This window comes from Rhizobium sp. L51/94, assembly GCF_019355555.1.
GTDB classification, from domain to species: Bacteria; Pseudomonadota; Alphaproteobacteria; order Rhizobiales; family Rhizobiaceae; genus Rhizobium; species Rhizobium rhododendri.
Genome location: NZ_CP072142.1, coordinates 458,935 through 476,011, shown reverse-complemented (window position 1 = coordinate 476,011; position 17,077 = coordinate 458,935). Strand labels below are relative to the sequence as shown.

Sequence of the window (17,077 nt, the reverse complement as noted above, 5' to 3'; positions counted from 1 at the left end):
TTTTCAGTGATTGAGCACGGCGCGCAGGAAGCTCTTGGTGCGCTCCTGTTGCGGCGCGTCGAATATCTCCGCCGGCGTGCCGGCCTCGATGATGCGCCCGCCATCCATGAAGATCACCCTATCGGCCACCTGGCGGGCAAAGCCCATCTCGTGGGTGACGACGATCATCGTCACGCCAGTGCCTGCAAGCTTGCGCATGACGTCGAGCACCTCACCGACCATCTCCGGATCGAGCGAGGAGGTGGGCTCGTCGAACAGCAGGACCCTCGGCTCCATGGCCAGCGCCCGGGCAATGGCGACGCGCTGCTGCTGGCCGCCGGAAAGCTGCTCCGGATATTTATCCGACTGCTCGGAGATGCCGACGCGGGTCAGCAACTCGCGTGCCTTGCGGGCGGCATCTGCCGTTGTCGTGCCGCGCACCCGCATCGGCGCCAGCATGACGTTTTTCAGCACGGTCAGGTGCGGAAACAGGTTGAACGACTGAAACACCATGCCGACTTCGGCGCGGACCTGCGCCAGCGCCTTGCCGCGCTCGACCTTGATGCCGTCGACATGGATTGTGCTCTCCGGCGAAAATGCCTCGAGATGGTTGATGCAGCGGATCAGCGTCGACTTGCCGGAGCCGGATGGCCCGATGACGCAGACCACCTCACCTTCGCCGATCTCGAGATCGATGCCGTGTAGCACCTCGAAATCGCCGTATGACTTCTTGAGGCCCTGGATGCTGATGATCGGTCTCATGGGCGCCTCCCGACATTGAAGCGTTTCTCAAGGCGGGCAACGATGGTCACCAGCGGCCAGAGGAAGGCGACATAGATTATGGCAGCGCCGATCAGGGGGGAGGGGTTGGCCATCAGCGCCTGTGCCTGTGTCGCCTGCTTCAGCAGATCCGGCATGGCGACGACGGAGGCGAGCGCCGTGTCCTTGATGACATTGATGCAGTTGTTGGTCAGCGGCGGAATGACGATCTTGATCGCCTGCGGCAGGATGACGTCGATCATCATCGGCCGATACGAAAGACCCAGCGCCTCGGAAGCCTCGAACTGGCCACGGGGGATGGCCTCGATGCCGGCGCGAAAAATCTCCGCAGTATAGGCAATCGACACCAGCGTCAGGGCTGCCACGGCCGAGAAGAACGGCGAAAAGCGGATGCCGACGAAGGGCAGGGCATAGTAAACGATGATCAACAAAACGAGCAGCGGGATGGACCGGAAGAAATCCGTATAGATCTTGGCGATCGCCCGCACCGGTGCCGGAGCGTAGAGGCGAAGCAGCGCCAGGAACATGCCGCCGACAAGGCCGGCGATAATGCTGGTGATACCGATCTCGAGCGTCACCCAGAGCCCCGATATCAGAAGTGGAAACGCCCTGATGAGGACAGGAACGTTGAAGAATGTCGTGAAAATATCCATGAAACCGCCGGTCAGATCGTCGGGAAAAGGATGGCGACATCAGCCGCCATCCCCGTCGGGCTAGCCGGTTACTTGGCGGCCGGCATATCCATGACCTTGACCGTCGAGGTCGTGTCTTCGGCCTTTGCGCCGAACCATGTCTGGTGCAGCTTGGCGATATAGCCTTCGCCCTTCAGCGTGGTGATGACGTCGTTGACCTGCTTGGCAAGAGCATCGCCCTTGTTGAACATGATCGAATACTTCTCGCCCGTCGGAATACGCTCGACGACTTTCAGGTTCGGCTTGTCCTTGACGTAATACTGCAGCGCCGGGATGTCGCTGATGTAGCCGTCGATGCGGCCGGCAACGAGATCGAGCATCGCAGGCTGCAAGCCTTCGAAGCGGCGGATTTCGCCGAGGCCGTATTTGCCGGTATTCTCGGTCGCCCACATGTCGCCGGTGGAGCCGGTATCGACACCCACGACCTTGCCCTTCATCCCGGCAAGATCGGCAATGCCGCTGGCTGCCGTCACCGTCAGCGACTGGTCGCTATCGTAGTAGGGCTGGGCGAAGGTGACTGATTCGAGACGCTTGGGCGTGATGGTGATCGACGAAACGGCCATGTTGATACGGCCGGATTGCACCGCTGAGAAAAGCCCGTTGAACGGGATGTTGACGAACTCGACAGACTTGCCGAGACGCTTGGCAATCTCGGTGACAAGATCGACTTCAAAGCCGACAGTCTTGCCGGTATCGTCCTGGAACTCCCAGGGGACATTGCCGATGTTGGCACCGACCGAGAGATCGGCTGCGAAAGAGATCGAAGATCCGGCAAAGGCCAGGATTGCTGTGAGAACGGTTGTTTTCAGAAATGACGGAGTGCGCATGGGTTCCCCTTGATTTATTTTACCCATCAGTTTTATGTGGTCGAACTGGTCAGACCAGTTCGACCAATCAAGCATGGCGGCCTGGCATTTGCAAGACGGCAATAAAGTAAAATAGAGTTCACGACATCAGTGGCCCGACAGCATCGGCCGCGCCGGCACAAAGAAGACGTTGAATGCTCACCAGAACACTCGTTCCCCAATCGGCCGCCCGGATTATCCAGGATATGATCAAGGCCGGGGAGTTGAAGGCAGGGCAGAAGATCCCCTCGCAGCGGGAGTTTTCCGTTCGACTCGGCATCAGCCGGGCATCGCTGCGCGAGGCGCTGCTGACGCTCGAAACGCTGGGCCTGCTCAAGACCGAGGCGGGCAGGGGCACCTTCGTGGCCGGCAACCGCCCGTCGGCAACCAACGCCATGGCACCGTGGCGCTACGCCGACAGCTATTCGGTGTTCGATGTCTTCCAGACGCGCATCATGCTGGAAGGCAACATTGCGGCCCTTGCGGCTGGACGGCTGACGGGAGGCCAGTTGCAGGCAATGGAGGACGCGACCAGAACCATGGAGGAGTGCTGGGCCAGCGAGGATCTGCTGACGAATGTCGAAGCGGATCTCGAATTCCACGGCATCATCGCGTCCGGCTGCAGCAATGCAATGCTGCGCGCACTCTACCAGACCGTCCGCGAGCAACTGACGGAAACGCAGCGCCAGCCAATCCCGATCACCGAACCCTCGCGCATGCTGGCATCGGTGGCCGAGCATCGCGCCATCATCGCGGCGCTGAAATCCAACGATGTCGAACGTTCCAGGCTGGCCATGGAAACCCATGTCCGCAACACCGCGCGCTGCGCCGGTCTATTTCCCTGAAATGCCACATGACCAGGCTTATGCTGCCGACTATATAGTAGAACGACCAAAACTTTTATTCCGGTTGATCTTTGTCAAAGCCAAGCCGAGGGTAGAAGGTCCAAGTAATCTTGGACGGACCAACTCTCTCTCGGTGGTAAAGACAGCATGTATTCCAGGATAATTTGCGCCATAGGACTAGGCCCGCGTGAAAAGGCGGAACACATGTTGCGTCGCGCATCCGCGCTGCTCGACAGTGACGGCGAGATCATCGCGCTGCATGTCGTGGAATCAGTTCCGCATTACACACCCCAATCCGCGCCATCGAGCGCCGATATGGACTGGATGAGCGACGTGGAGGCAAAGTTGAAATCCCTCTGCTCGCGCCTCAACATCGAAGCCACCTACCTGATCAAGGCCGGCCGCGTTGCCCCGACGATCCTCGATGCGGCCCGTGAGCGCAATGCCGACCTCGTCATCGTCGGCACCCATGTGCAGGACATCACGGATGCCCTTTTCGGGTCGATTGTCGACCGCGTCACGCGCGGGGCCAGTTGCTCGGTGCTTGTCGATCGCCACTGAAACGACGACCTGAGTTGCCTGCTGTCAGGAGACGGAAATCCCGCGGCAGAATATCGTTACGAACTCCCTGAGGTAGGGCACCCGCGTCAGGGGACCGACCACGGCCTCGGATCGGTTTGGCGGATAGCCCAGGGCGACGTTCATGAGCATCTGGGCGATCATCGTTGCATCGTCGATGATCAGCCGTCCTTGCGCCTGCTGCTGCAGCAGCCAAGCCGTCAGCCGCTCGGACTCCTTGCTAGTCGTGCACCGGTAGATCTCCCAGAGCTCGGGATGGTCCTGTCCCTGGGTATAAACGATCCGGAGGATGGCATCCCGGTCGTCCAGCTCAGACTCATGACCGTCGGACGGTGGCAGAAGGATCGTCTCGAGGGTCTTGGCAACCGAGCCACCTTCGATTTCATCCGGAATTTCCAGGCGGACGGCAACCTCGACCACCGATGTGAAAAGGTCCCGCTTGCTCGAAAACGCACTGTAGAGCGTGGCCTTGGAGATTGCGCAGCGTGCGGCGATCATTTCCATCGTCGCGTCGACGAAACCCACCTCGATGAAAACCCTGAGGGCGGTCTCGACGATACTTGTCTTGCGGAGATCGGGATCCAGGCGGGGTCGGCCGCGAGGCAAACGGTGAACGGTTTCATTTTCAGTGACAGACATATCTGTGCCGCTTAAATCTTTATAGCGTGAACGCCGTCACGCCGACGGAGCCGAACAAGCCTGCAAATGCAATGACCCACAAAAGCCATACAGTTAAATATCGAACCGAACCGTACAGTTCGATATACCATCGCGGAGGGGGTTGCAAGTCACATCCTTTCGCGGTGCAGCATGGGAACGGATGCCTCCAGGATGGCATGGCGCGACCTCCCGTGTGTCAGCGGACTTGCATCGACCCGCAAATTCCGCTGTAGCTTTCCAGATATCGCCGTCAAGGAAAGAATCTCCATGAGGAATTGGACGAGAGCAAGGCGCGACGCGTGTGCAGGATCGCATCTGAAGACGGTCCCGCGAGCATCGTTGATTCGACCGGCTCGACGTCTGGCAATCTGGGGAGCAGTTTCCACCAGCCTTCTTATTTTCGGTCTTGCGCCTGCAGAGGCGGCGAAAAACTCGCTCGATCTCGGCATGACGATCGAGCCTTCTGGCCTCGACCCGACCATCGCCGCTCCCGTCGCCATCGGCCAGGTCAGCTGGCAGAACATCTTCGAGGGACTGGTCGCGATAGACGAGGCCGGCAGGGTGCAGCCGCAGCTGGCCAAAGGCTGGGAGATCTCGCCGGACGGCCTGACCTATACGTTCCATCTGCAATCCGGCGTCAAATTCCACGACGGCCAGCCATTTGATTCGACAACCGCCAAATTCACCCTGGATCGCGCCCGTGGCAGCAGCTCGGTCAATCCGCAAAAGCGGTTTTTCACCACCATCGCCTCAATCGACACGCCGGACCCGCAAACCCTTGTGCTGCATCTGTCGGCACCGACGGGCAGCCTGCTCTCCTGGCTCGGCTGGCCGGCTGCTGTCATGGTGGCACCCAATTCGGCCGCAGACGACAGGACCCGACCGATCGGCACCGGCCCGTTCAGGTTCGTCAGCTGGGCGAAGGGCGACAGGGTCGAGCTGGAAAGGAACGACAACTACTGGAACAAGGCGGTGTCTGTGAGGCTGGACAAGGTGACATTCCGGTTCATCTCCGATCCGCAGGCCCAGGCCGCGGCGTTGAAATCCGGCGGCGTCGATGCCATTCCGGAATTTGCGGCACCGGAGCTGATGGCTTCCTTCGCAGGCAACGAGGCGCTTGTGACCAGGATCGGCAACACCGAACTCAAGGTCGTGGCCGGCATGAACAACAGCCAGAAGCCCTTCGACGACAAGCGCGTCCGGCAGGCGCTGATGATGGCGATCGACCGCAAGACGGTCGTCGACGGCGCCTGGTCTGGCCTCGGCACCCCCATCGGCAGCCACTACACGCCGAACGATCCGGGCTTTCTCGACCTGACCGCCAGGTGGCCATACGATCCGCAGAAGGCGAGGGCGCTGCTCGCCGATGCCGGCTATGGCCAGGGCTTTTCCTTCACCATCAAGTCGCCGCAGATGGCCTACGCTTCGCGCAGTGCGGAGATCATCCAGGCGATGCTGGCGGACATCGGCGTGACTGTCACCATCGAGACCACCGAATTTCCGGCCAAGTGGGTGCAGGATGTTATGCAGGACCGAAACTACCAGATGACCATCGTCGCCCATGCGGAGCCGATGGACATCGACATCTATTCGCGCGATCCCTACTACTTCAACTATCGAAACCCGGCCTTCGACGCCTTGATGAAGAAGGTGCAGGAAACCACCGATCCCGCCGAACAGGCCGAGATCTATGGCAAGGCCCAGACCATTCTCGCAGACGATGTGCCGGCGCTCTTTCTCTTCGTCATGCCGAAGCTCGGCGTCTGGAACAGGAAGCTCAAGGGGCTATGGGAAAACGAGCCTGTCCCGTCGAACGTTCTCACCAATGTTTTCTGGGAAGAGTGAGAGCAGGCGTGGCCCAAACCGGCATCAGGACGCTTGAACAGCCGATGGTATTGCCATCCTCATCGCCGAGCGTATCGGGGCCAGATGGCACACCGTTGCTCGCCCACCCACGCCGGCCGGGAGTGACCGCTTGATCGCACTCATTGCGCGGCGCCTTGCCGGCCTCCTCGCGACCCTGATGATTGTCTCGCTGCTGCTCTTCACCGTGGTCGACCTCATGCCGGGCGACCAGGCCTCGATCATGCTCGGCACCTCTGCCTCGCCGGAAACCCTTGCCTCGCTGCGCCACCAGCTTGGCCTCGACCAGCCTCTGCCGCTCCGCTACGGCCATTGGCTGGCCGGCGTTGCAACGGGGGATCTTGGCCAGTCCTCGACCTACGCTGTCCCCGTCGCCGGCCTCATCGTCGAACGACTGGCCGTCACGTTGCCGCTGGCACTCGGTGCCATCCTCATCTCCATGACCATCGCCATTCCGCTCGGCGCGCTCGCCGCATCGCGCCGGGGTGGGCTGTTCGACTGGCTCGCCTCTGTTATCGCCGAGGTCAGCATCGCCGTACCTGCCTTCTGGGTGGCGCTGTTGCTGATCATGCTGTTTTCCACCACGCTCGGGCTGATGCCGTCGGGTGGCTTTCCCGGTTGGAACGGCGGCTTCTGGGCTGCCGTCAAGGCACTGCTGATGCCGGCCGTTGCCCTGGCGCTGCCGCAGGCGGGGGTGCTGACCCGCGTCACCAGAGCAGCTGTGATCGAGACCACGCACGAGGATTTCACCCGGACGGCAAGGGCAAAGGGCCTCTCCGACAGCGCCGTGCTCTGGCGACATTCCGTGCCGAATGCGATGATCCCCATCCTGACGGTGCTCGGGTTGCAATTCACCTTCCTGGTGGCGGGTGCCGTTCTCGTCGAAAACGTCTTCAACCTGCCGGGCCTCGGAAGGCTGGCGTTACAGGCTCTATCGCAACGCGACGTCATCGTGCTGCAGGATGTCGTGCTGTTCTTTGCAACGCTCGTGATCGTCATGAACTTCCTCGTCGACCTCTCCTATCTGGCGATCGATCCTCGCCTGCGAAAAAGAGGCTGAGATGGTGGCCGCCTTTTTCCAGGAAACAGGCCCCTACCGCCGGCGAAAAGCTCTCGTTGCCGGCGCCACCCTTGTTTTGCTGCTGATTGCGGTGGCGCTCTTGTCGCTTGTCTGGACACCGGCGTTGCCAGCCAAAATGCAAATCGCCCACAAGCTGCAGCCGCCACTCGCCTACGGCCTGCTCGGCACCGACCAGTTCGGACGCGACGTGCTGTCGATGCTGATGGTCGGCTGCTGGAACTCCCTGTCGATCGCCATCGTCTCGGTCGCCATCGGCGGCACGCTCGGCTCTGTCATCGGCATTACCGCGGCGGCCCTGCGCGGCGCCTTCGAATCCGTGACGATGCGGGTGTGCGACGTGGTCTTCGCCCTGCCGCCGATCCTGTCGGCGATGCTGCTCGGGGCTTTTCTCGGACCCGGTCGTTTGACAGCGATCCTGGCGATCGCCACCTTCATGATCCCGGTCTTTGCCCGCGTCAGCATGGCAGGCGCCCTGCAGGCCTGGAGCCGGGATTACGTTCTCGCCGCCCGCGCGCTCGGCAATACCCGCCTGTCCATCTCCCTCCGGCACGTGCTGCCGAATATCGCCAGCCAGATCATCGTCCAGATAACCATCCAGCTGGGCCTTGCGATCCTGACCGAGGCAGGGTTCAGTTTCCTGGGGCTGGGACTTTCCCCGCCGGCCCCGACGTGGGGGCGGATGCTGGCCGACGCGCAGACCTATCTGGCGCTGGCCCCCTGGCTTGCCATCCTCCCCGGCCTTGCCATCGCCCTATCCGTATTCGGCTTCAACATGCTCGGGGACGGCCTACGCGACCTGCTCGATCCACGCAACGCAAGCCGCTGATGCACGAGAAAGCGCCTTTCTTCTGCCTCGCTACCACGGGATAGAGCTGACATAATTTGCCAACAATGTCTCGGCTATGGTCCGCCGACGAGCTTGACGGCAGAATGGGGCTTTGATTTCATGAAGCAAATACGCGCGCCAAGTTCCTGGAACGCTAAGCGGCAGTCGAGAGAGGAACTCATGGCATGACGTCAGGGACCCCGAGGGCAGTCAGTCTGAAGAACGTGGCGATTTCGTTTGGCCACGTCGGCAAGAAGCAATACGAAGCCGTCGCTCAGACCAATCTCGACATAGACGAGCATGAATTCCTGGCCATCGTCGGACCGACGGGATGCGGCAAGTCCACGCTTCTCAACGCCGTGGCCGGCCTTCTCGCGCCTGCCTCGGGATCGGTGGAAATATTTGGAAAACCACTGAAGGGCCTGAACCGCGAAGCAGGCTATCTCTTCCAGCAAGATGCCCTTATGCCATGGAAGACGGTTCTCGAAAACGTCGCGATCGGCCAAGAGGTTGCAGGTATACCCTCGAGCGACGCCCGGCGGATGGCGCTCGAATGGCTGGAGCGCGTCGGGCTCGGTGCTTTCGCCGACCGCTTCCCGGCAACGCTCTCCGGCGGCCAGCGCAAGCGCACCGGCCTGGCGCAGGTCCTGATCCGCAACCCGAAGATCCTGCTGATGGACGAGCCCTTCGGCCCGCTCGATGCCCAGACACGCCTGATCATGGGAGATCTGCTGCTGAAACTCTGGTCGGAGGATCGCAAGGCTGTCTTGTTTGTCACCCACGATCTGGATGAGGCGATTGCCCTTGCCGACAGGGTGTTGATCATGTCGGCCGGCCCACGGTCGCGGATTATCGGTGATTTCAGGGTGCCGCTCGCCCGCCCGCGCGAGATTGCCGATATCCGCCACGACGCGACGTTCAATGAGCTTCACCGCGAGATCTGGGAGGCGCTGCGCGACGAGGTCATGACTGCCTACCGGCAGACGAGCGGGGCTGGCCGATGAACCGCGTGCTTCTCTTCTCCCTGCAGGTACTGGTCGCCGCCATCATCCTGGCGACCTGGCACGTGGCAACCACCACAACGCTGTTCGGAAACCCAAAAACGATGGCATTTTTCTTTGCCGATCCGTGGAAAGTGTTGTTGCGCATAGTTGATTGGTTTGCGAGCGGCTCGATCTGGTACCATCTCTGGATCACGCTATCTGAAGCCACGCTTGCCTTTCTGCTCGGCTCTTTCGGCGGTGTTTTTCTGGGCTTCTGGTTTGCCCGGCAACCGATGCTCGCTGCGGTCTTCGATCCCTATGTCAAGGCTGCGAACGCCTTGCCCCGCGTCGTGCTGGCGCCGATCTTCGCATTGTGGTTCGGTCTCGGCATCTGGTCCAAGGTGGCGCTTGGCTTCACCCTGGTGTTCTTCATCGTGTTTTTCAATGTCTATCAGGGCGTCAAGGAGGTGAGCCAGCCGATCCTCGCCAATGCCCGAATGCTCGGCATGAACGAACGGCAATTGCTTCGCCACGTCTACCTGCCCTCCGCCCTGTCATGGATGTTCTCCAGCCTGCACACCTCGGTGGGCTTCGCTGTGGTTGGCGCAGTTGTCGGCGAATATCTCGGTTCATCCGCCGGCCTTGGATATCTGATCCAACAGGCCGAGGGGGTGTTCGACGTGACCGGCGTCTTTGCCGGCATGTTCGTGCTGATGGCGTTCGTCTTGATCGTCGACGGTCTGGTGACTGTCGTGGAACGCCGACTTTTGGCCTGGCGGGGCCAATGAGTTCAATTTCCGCCTACCGCTGTAGCGAAACCGAAACCAAGGAGCAGACATGAAACGCAGGACTTTTCTGATCGGAACGACGGGGGCGATATTCGGCGCATCTCTCAACGGCATCCCCTCGGCGATGGCACAGGACGCCAAGCCTGAAAAGACCGACGTATCTATAGGGGTGGGCGGCAAGCCGCTGTTGTACTACCTGCCGCTGACAATTGCGGAACGCAAGGGCTTCTTCAAGGAAGAAGGCCTGAACGTCACGATCAATGATTTTTCGGGCGGCTCGAAGTCTCTCGAGGGTCTGGTCGGCGGTTCGCTCGATATCGTCGCTGGTGCCTACGAGCACACGATCCGCATGCAGAACAAGGGACAGGATATCGTCGGGATCTGCAATCTCGGCCGCTTCCCCGGTATCGTCATTGCCGTGCGCAAGGATCTCGCCGGCGAGATAAAGTCGATGGCCGACATGAAGGGGCGCAAGGTCGGCATCACCGCGCCCGGCTCCTCGACAGCGCTGATGTTCCAGTACGCGATGCTGAAGAGCGGATTGAAGGCCGACGATGCCTCGCTGATCGGGATCGGCGGAGGGGCAGCGGCACTCGCAGCCTTCAAGAGCGGTCAGATCGATGCCATATCGCATGTCGATCCTGTCATCGCGCAGCTGCAATACGACAACGACATCGCCATTCTCCTCGATACGCGCACAGAGGCCGGCACCCGGTCCCTGTTCGGCGGCCCCAACCCGGCTGCGACTGTCTACCTCAAGAAGGACTTCGCCATTGCCAATCCGGTGACGACGCAACGCACCGTCAACGCGTTTATGAAGGCATTGAAATGGATCGGGCAGGCCAGCCCCGAGGATGTGGCCAGCGTCGTGCCAACGGAATACCAGCTGGGTAACCGCGATCTGTACATGCAGGCCTTCAAGAACTCGAAGGAGATGTACTCGCTGGATGGTCTGGTCACCAAGGAAGGCTACGAGTCGATGATGGGCGTGCTGAAGACGCTCGATCCAGGACTTGCCAATGCCGATGTTCCCTTCAGCAAGACCTTCGATCCGACATTTGCCAAGGCGGCGAAGACTTGACCGGCCCGGAGATCATGGAACGTTAGCCTGAAGTGAATGCCAGAGTGGAGCAGAAACCCACCGCCCACTCTGGCAGCAGCTATGGGATCACGCGGCCTTCAGCGCGATCCGCCGGCGGTGCAGGACAGGCTCGGTGTAGCCGTTCGGCTGAGTGCGGCCTTCGAGCACCAGTTCAAGCGCCGCCTGGAACGCGATGGAGGCATCGTAGTCCTTTGCCATCGGCCGGTAGAGCGAATCGCCTGCATTCTGACGGTCGACGACTTCAGCCATCCGCCGCATGGTCTCAATGATCTGGCTCTCGCTCACCACCTTGTGGTGCAGCCAGTTGGCCATGTGCTGGGCGGAGATGCGCAGCGTCGCGCGATCTTCCATCAGGCCGACATTGTTGATGTCGGGCACCTTCGAGCAGCCGATGCCCTGGTCCACCCAGCGCACGACATAGCCGAGGATGCCTTGAGCATTGTTGTCGAGTTCGTGCTGAATTTCCTCCGGCGTCCAGTTCGGCCTGACGGCGACCGGAACGGAAAGGATATCGGACAGCTTGGCGCGGGCGCGCTCCTTCAGTCCTTGCTGGACGGTTGCGACATTGACGCGATGGTAGTGCGTGGCATGCAGCGTGGCGGCTGTCGGCGATGGCACCCAGGCTGTGTTGGCGCCGGCCTTGGGATGGACGATCTTCTGCTCTAGCATCGCAGCCATCAGGTCCGGCATGGCCCACATGCCCTTGCCGATCTGCGCATGGCCGGACAGGCCGCAGGCAAGACCGATATCGACATTCCAGTTCTCGTAGGCGGCGATCCAGGCGGCCTGCTTCATGTCGCCCTTGCGGATCATCGGGCCTGCTTCCATCGAGGTGTGGATCTCGTCGCCGGTGCGGTCGAGGAAGCCTGTGTTGATGAACACCACGCGCTCGCGGGCCGCCCGGATGCACTCCTTCAGATTGATGGTGGTGCGGCGCTCCTCGTCCATGATGCCCATTTTGATGGTGTTGCGCGGCATGCCGAGCACGTCCTCGACGCGCGAGAAGATCTCGGCGGCGAAGGCCACTTCTTCCGGCCCGTGCATCTTCGGCTTGACGACGTACATGGAATCCTCGCGCGAATTCTGGTGCCGTCCGTTGGGGCCGATGTCGTGAAGGGCGATCAGCGCTGTGATGGCGGCATCCATGATGCCCTCCGGGACCTCGTGCCCGTCGCGATCGAGAATGGCCGGATTGGTCATGAGGTGGCCGACATTACGGATCAGCATCAGCGAGCGGGCGTGGACGAGGACGCCTGTTCCATCCGGCGCCGTGTAGGAGACATCCGGGTTGAGCCGACGGGTGAACGTCTTGCCGCCCTTTTGCACCTCTTCGGTGAGATCGCCCTTCATCAGCCCCAGCCAGTTGCGATAGACAGCCGTCTTGTCCTCGGCGTCGACGGCGGCAATGGAATCCTCGCAATCCATGATCGCAGTGATCGCCGATTCCAGTCGGACATCGGAGATGTGGCCGGCGTCGCTCTTGCCGATCGCCGTCGTCGCATCGATGACGATCTCGATGTGGATGCCGTTGTTCTTCAAAAGCAGGTGGGTCGGCGCGGCGCTGTCTCCGAGATAGCCGGCAAACTGCGCGGCGCTGGCCAGCCCAAGCGGCTTTCCACCGGCCGCTGTAACGCCAAGCTTTCCGTCGACGACGGCGAACCCCGTGACATCCTTCCAGCTGGCACCGGAGAGCGGCACGGCCGCATCGAGGAAGTCACGGACCCAGGCGATCACTTTGGCACCGCGCGTTGGATTGTAGCCCTTGCCCTTGTCGGCCCCGTCGCTCTCCGGGATCGCATCGGTGCCGTAGAGAGCGTCGTAGAGCGAGCCCCAGCGGGCGTTGGCAGCATTCAGCGCATAGCGTGCGTTCATGACCGGCACGACCAACTGCGGCCCGGCGATGGTGGCGATCTCCGCGTCGACGTGGTCGGTGGAGACGGTGAAATCCGGACCTTCCGGGAGCAAGTAGCCAATCTGGCGCAGGAAAGCCTGGTAGGCCTCCATGTCGGAGGGCGCGCCGTTCTTGCGATACCACTCGTCGATCTGAAGCTGCAGTTCGTCGCGGCGGGAAAGCAGCGCCCGGTTCTTCGGGGCGAGATCGTGGACGATAGCGGAAAAGCCGGCAAAGAACGCATCGGCCGCAACGCTTGAGCCGGGCAAGGCCTCGTCGACCAGGAAATCGTGCAGCGCTGCATCGATCTGCAGTCCGTTCTTGTCAATCCGCTTCATGTCGCTCGCTCCTGAAATTCGCATGGAGCGTAGTTAGCGGCGACGAACTCACCTAGTCAATTCGGCGATAGTGAATAACATTTATGCCATCTGAGAAATAACGGCCCGGGCTAAAGCTCCCAGTAGGGGAAGGGGCCATAGAGGTCGGCGAGAAAGTCGATGAACAGGCGCACCTTGGACGGAAGATGTTGGCGGCTGGGGTATACGGCGGAAAGCGCCACATTCTGCGATCCCTCGAACTGCGGAAGGACCTGCACGAGCCTGCCCTGCTTCAACTCCTGACCGACATCCCATGTCGAGCGCAGGGCAATCCCCAGCCCGGCGATCACCGCCTCGCGGATCACCTCGCTGGAGTTGGTATTGAGCATGCCCTCGGGTCTCAGCGTCACATGCCCGTTCGGCCCCTCGAGCCGCCAGGCATCGTTGTTATGGGCGGGAATGCAGGTATGGCGGTCGAGATCGTCGATATTGGATGGCGCGCCGTGTTCGGCGATGTAGGCCGGCGAGGCGCACAGCACTCGCCGCACCGGTGCCAGCCGTCGTGCTACGAGGCTGGAATCGATCAGCTCCGCGATGCGGATGGCAACATCGAAACCGCCACCGACGATATCCGTCATCTCGTCGGTCAGGACGAGGTTTATCGCCAGATTGGGGTATCGGGCCATGAAGGCCTTTAGGTTCGGCGCGACATGCATGCGGCCGAAGGAGGTCGGCGCCGAAATCTTGAGGGTGCCCTGTGTTTCCGCAGAACGACCGGCGATGTAGGACTCGGCATCCTCCAGCCCCGCCAGGATTGCGAGCCCCCGGTCGTAGAAGCCTTGGCCTATCTCCGTCAGCGACAGCTGCCGCGTTGTCCGCTGCAGCAGCCGCGTTCCAAGCTGGTCTTCCAGCCGTTTGATGCGTTTCGAAACCACTGCCGGCGAAAGCCCATGCGCGCGACCGGCATCGGACATGCTGCCGCTCGAGACGACTGCAATGAAGATCTGAAGGTCATGGAGATTGATCATTCGGAGATCGCCGTCCTATCCTGTTCGTGCCCCCGACGAGCCGGAATTTCCGGGCGTGCGAGGGCTTCTTCGATAGGACATTTGTTCCGCCTTTGCAAAAGTCCTTTGCACTATTCACCGCTTGGCAAGAATGTCGGATATGCTAGACATGAAGCTTCTGGGTGTCGCTGAGGAGGGCGCCATGACTGATGCGATCGAGTTCCTGACGCTGCGGCCGGATGTCCTGGCCCGACGCGCGGAGATCGTTGCCGAGCTCGTCGGTCTCCTGCCGCCGGAGTGCCTCATCCACGAGCCGCGCGAACTCATGCCCTTCGAGACGGACGCCTTCGTTTCCTACAGGCGCATGCCGCTGGCCGTGGCTTTGCCGCGCACGACTGACGATGTGGCCGCCGTGCTCGCCTACTGCCACCGAAACGGTATCCCGGTCGTGCCGCGCGGCGCGGGCACCTCGCTCTCCGGCGGGGCCATTCCGCAGGAAGACGCCGTCGTCATCGGCCTGTCGAAGATGAACGCCATCCTCGATATCGACTTTGACAACCGCACCGCCACCGTCCAGGCCGGCGTCACCAATCTCAGCATTTCCGAACGCGTCTCCGGCGACGGCTTCTTCTACGCCCCGGACCCGAGCTCGCAACTCGCCTGCACCATCGGCGGCAATATCGCCATGAATTCCGGCGGCGCGCACTGTCTGAAATACGGCGTGACGACCAATAACCTGCTCGGCGTCACCATGGTGCTCGTCGATGGCACCGTCATCACGCTCGGCGGCAAGGCGCTCGATGCATCCGGCTACGATCTCCTCGGCCTCGTCTGCGGCTCGGAAGGCCAGCTCGGCATCGTCACCGAGGCGACGGTGCGGCTGATTGCCAAGCCCGAGGGTGCGCGGCCCGTGCTGTTCGGCTTCGACACGTCGGAACATGCCGGGGCCTGCGTTTCCGAGGTCATCGCGTCAGGCATCATCCCCGTTGCCATGGAATTCATGGACAAGCAGGCCATAGAGATCTGCGAAGCCTTCGCCCATGCCGGCTATCCGCTCGATGTCGGGGCGCTGCTGATCGTCGAGGTCGAGGGATCGGAGGCCGAGATGGATCTGATGCTGAGGAGCATCGTCGAGATCGCCGGCCGGCATCAGGTGAAGACGGTCCGGGAATGCCAGTCGGCCACCGAAGCGGCGTTGATCTGGAAGGGCCGCAAATCGGCTTTCGGCGCCACGGGCCGCATTGCCGACTATATCTGCATGGACGGCACGGTGCCACTCAGCCAGTTGTCCTACGTGCTGCAGAAGACCGGCGAGATCGTTGCGCGCTACGGCCTCAGGGTCGCCAATGTCTTCCATGCCGGCGATGGCAACATGCATCCGCTGATCCTGTTCAATGCCAACGACCCGAAGGAATCCGCCGACGCCGAGGCGGCCGGCATGGACATCCTGAGGCTCTGCGTCGATGCAGGCGGCTGTCTGACCGGCGAGCACGGGGTCGGCATCGAGAAACGCGACCTTATGCGGCATCAATATGCCGAGGTCGACCTCGCCCAGATGATGGCAGCCCGCAGCGCCTTCGACGAAGGCTGGCTTCTCAACCCCTCCAAGGTCTTCCCCCTCGATGGACGCGCCGCCCGATGACGCTTATCCCGACCACGGAAGAGGAAGCCGCCACCATCATCCGCGACCACGCCTCGCAAGGCCATGCACTGGCGATCGTCGGTGGCAACAGCCGCGCCGGTTTCGGCAATGCATTTTCCAGCCAATCAGTACTGACGTCGCGCGGCATGACCGGCATCGTCGCCTATAATCCCGGCGAGATGGTGATGACGGCGCGTGCCGGCACTCCGGTCGAGGAGATCGAGGCGGCGCTGTTTGCCAGCCACCAGATGATGGCCTTCGAGCCCATGAACCATTCCCCCCTGATGGCAACTACCGGGGTTCCGACCATCGGCGGCATCTTTGCTGCCAATGCGTCCGGCCCGCGTCGCATCCTCGCAGGGGCCGCCCGCGACAGCCTGCTTGGCGTGCGTTTCATCAACGGCCGCGGCGAGATCGTCAAGGCGGGCGGGCGGGTGATGAAGAATGTCACCGGGCTGGATCTTCCGAAACTGATGGCGGGGTCGCACGGCACGCTTGGCCTTCTGACCGAGATCACTTTTCGCGTACCGCCGAGCCCCAAAACGGAGCAGACGCTCATTGTTTCCGACCTCACGGATGAAGCAGCGACCAAGGCGATGGCCGCCGCCATGGCGCTGTCGGTCGAGGTATCGGGCGCCGCACATCTGCCGGTCACGGTCGCCTCGAAATTCGCGCCCGCCGCCTGGTCAACACATTCCGCAATGGTATTGCGCATCGAGGGCCTCGCCGCATCCGTCGACGTGCGGATGGAGAAACTCAATCGCGCCATGGCAGGCTTCGGCCCCGTCAGCCAGATGCAGGAAACCGAAAGCAAAGCCTTGTGGCGCGCGATACGCGATGTCCTGCCCTTTGCCGACGGCACGATGCGGCCCGTCTGGCGTGTCTCCGTTGCCCCCAGCGCCGGACATCTGCTGGTCGCGGCTCTCAGGCAGGAGGCCGGAGTCGATGCCTTCTACGACTGGCAGGGCGGCCTGGTCTGGCTGCGGATGGAAGCCGAGCCGGATGGCGCCGTACTGCGCCGTCACATCGCCAATGCCGGCGGCGGTCACGCGACATTGCTGCGCGCAACGGCGGAGGCCCGCGCGCAAAACGCCGCCTTCGAGCCGCAGCAGCCAGCGGTGGCGCTTCTCTCGGCGCGTATCAAACAGAAATTCGATCCGGCAGGCATATTCAATCCAGGGAAGATGGGATGAGCGG

The 17,077-nt window shown here is 61.8% G+C and carries 16 protein-coding genes; 10 read left to right on the top strand and 6 right to left on the bottom strand.

What is annotated here, in order from left to right:
• Nucleotides 1-3: 3 nt before the first annotated feature.
• From J5274_RS20220 to J5274_RS20210, 3 genes are all read right to left on the bottom strand, one after another.
• Entirely contained in the window at nt 4-741 is a 738-nt protein-coding gene (locus J5274_RS20220) for an amino acid ABC transporter ATP-binding protein (protein ID WP_278333507.1), read from the bottom strand.
• A complete protein-coding gene (locus tag J5274_RS20215) occupies nt 738-1,412 on the bottom strand; it encodes an amino acid ABC transporter permease (protein WP_219275569.1) in 675 nt (224 codons plus the stop codon). The genes J5274_RS20220 and J5274_RS20215 overlap by 4 nt, the downstream gene beginning before the upstream one ends.
• A gap of 68 nt (nt 1,413-1,480) precedes the next feature.
• Nucleotides 1,481-2,278 carry an ABC transporter substrate-binding protein gene (locus J5274_RS20210; RefSeq protein ID WP_219275568.1) on the bottom strand — a complete coding sequence of 266 codons (798 nt, stop codon included), beginning with the start codon at nt 2,276-2,278 and terminating at the stop codon, nt 1,481-1,483.
• A gap of 173 nt (nt 2,279-2,451) precedes the next feature.
• Here J5274_RS20210 and J5274_RS20205 point away from each other — a divergent pair, with 173 nt between their 5' ends.
• Together J5274_RS20205 and J5274_RS20200 are read left to right on the top strand one after the other, a co-directional pair.
• On the top strand, nt 2,452-3,141 hold the full coding sequence (locus J5274_RS20205) for a FadR/GntR family transcriptional regulator (RefSeq protein ID WP_219275567.1): 690 nt from the start codon (nt 2,452-2,454) through the stop codon (nt 3,139-3,141).
• A gap of 204 nt (nt 3,142-3,345) precedes the next feature.
• Complete coding sequence (locus tag J5274_RS20200) at nt 3,346-3,702, top strand: universal stress protein (protein WP_257625729.1); 357 nt, start codon at nt 3,346-3,348, stop codon at nt 3,700-3,702.
• Between the two features lie 24 nt (nt 3,703-3,726).
• Here J5274_RS20200 and J5274_RS20195 read toward each other — a convergent pair whose 3' ends face one another.
• On the bottom strand, nt 3,727-4,359 hold the full coding sequence (locus J5274_RS20195; protein ID WP_219275565.1) for a TetR/AcrR family transcriptional regulator: 633 nt from the start codon (nt 4,357-4,359) through the stop codon (nt 3,727-3,729).
• 288 nt (nt 4,360-4,647) lie between these two features.
• Between J5274_RS20195 and J5274_RS20190 the strand changes: the two genes are divergently transcribed.
• The 6 genes from J5274_RS20190 (at nt 4,648) to J5274_RS20165 (ending at nt 11,002) form a co-directional block, all read left to right on the top strand.
• Nucleotides 4,648-6,225: an ABC transporter substrate-binding protein gene (locus tag J5274_RS20190; protein ID WP_219275564.1), complete on the top strand. Its 1,578-nt coding sequence runs from the start codon at nt 4,648-4,650 to the stop codon at nt 6,223-6,225.
• A gap of 130 nt (nt 6,226-6,355) precedes the next feature.
• Nucleotides 6,356-7,303 (top strand): ABC transporter permease, encoded by a 948-nt coding sequence (locus J5274_RS20185; protein WP_219275563.1) that lies wholly within the window; start codon nt 6,356-6,358, stop codon nt 7,301-7,303.
• A gap of 1 nt (nt 7,304) precedes the next feature.
• Entirely contained in the window at nt 7,305-8,150 is an 846-nt protein-coding gene (locus J5274_RS20180; protein WP_219275562.1) for an ABC transporter permease, read from the top strand.
• Between the two features lie 185 nt (nt 8,151-8,335).
• Complete coding sequence (locus J5274_RS20175; RefSeq protein ID WP_219275561.1) at nt 8,336-9,154, top strand: ABC transporter ATP-binding protein; 819 nt, start codon at nt 8,336-8,338, stop codon at nt 9,152-9,154.
• Nucleotides 9,151-9,921 (top strand): ABC transporter permease, encoded by a 771-nt coding sequence (locus J5274_RS20170; RefSeq protein ID WP_219275560.1) that lies wholly within the window; start codon nt 9,151-9,153, stop codon nt 9,919-9,921. Before J5274_RS20175 ends, J5274_RS20170 begins: the two co-directional genes overlap by 4 nt.
• A gap of 49 nt (nt 9,922-9,970) precedes the next feature.
• On the top strand, nt 9,971-11,002 hold the full coding sequence (locus J5274_RS20165; protein WP_219275559.1) for an ABC transporter substrate-binding protein: 1,032 nt from the start codon (nt 9,971-9,973) through the stop codon (nt 11,000-11,002).
• 87 nt (nt 11,003-11,089) lie between these two features.
• Here J5274_RS20165 and J5274_RS20160 read toward each other — a convergent pair whose 3' ends face one another.
• Nucleotides 11,090-13,252, bottom strand: coding sequence for a malate synthase G (locus J5274_RS20160; RefSeq protein ID WP_219275558.1), 2,163 nt, complete (start codon nt 13,250-13,252; stop codon nt 11,090-11,092).
• Between the two features lie 110 nt (nt 13,253-13,362).
• Nucleotides 13,363-14,259, bottom strand: coding sequence for a LysR family transcriptional regulator (locus J5274_RS20155; protein ID WP_219275557.1), 897 nt, complete (start codon nt 14,257-14,259; stop codon nt 13,363-13,365).
• 181 nt (nt 14,260-14,440) lie between these two features.
• On the opposite strand from J5274_RS20155, the gene J5274_RS20150 reads away from it, so the two are divergent.
• The gene (locus J5274_RS20150; protein ID WP_219275556.1) at nt 14,441-15,880 is read left to right on the top strand and encodes an FAD-linked oxidase C-terminal domain-containing protein; all 1,440 of its coding nucleotides are present in this window, start codon (nt 14,441-14,443) and stop codon (nt 15,878-15,880) included.
• Nucleotides 15,877-17,073, top strand: coding sequence for an FAD-binding protein (locus J5274_RS20145; RefSeq protein WP_219275555.1), 1,197 nt, complete (start codon nt 15,877-15,879; stop codon nt 17,071-17,073). The genes J5274_RS20150 and J5274_RS20145 overlap by 4 nt, the downstream gene beginning before the upstream one ends.
• The last annotated feature ends 4 nt before the right edge of the window (nt 17,074-17,077 follow it).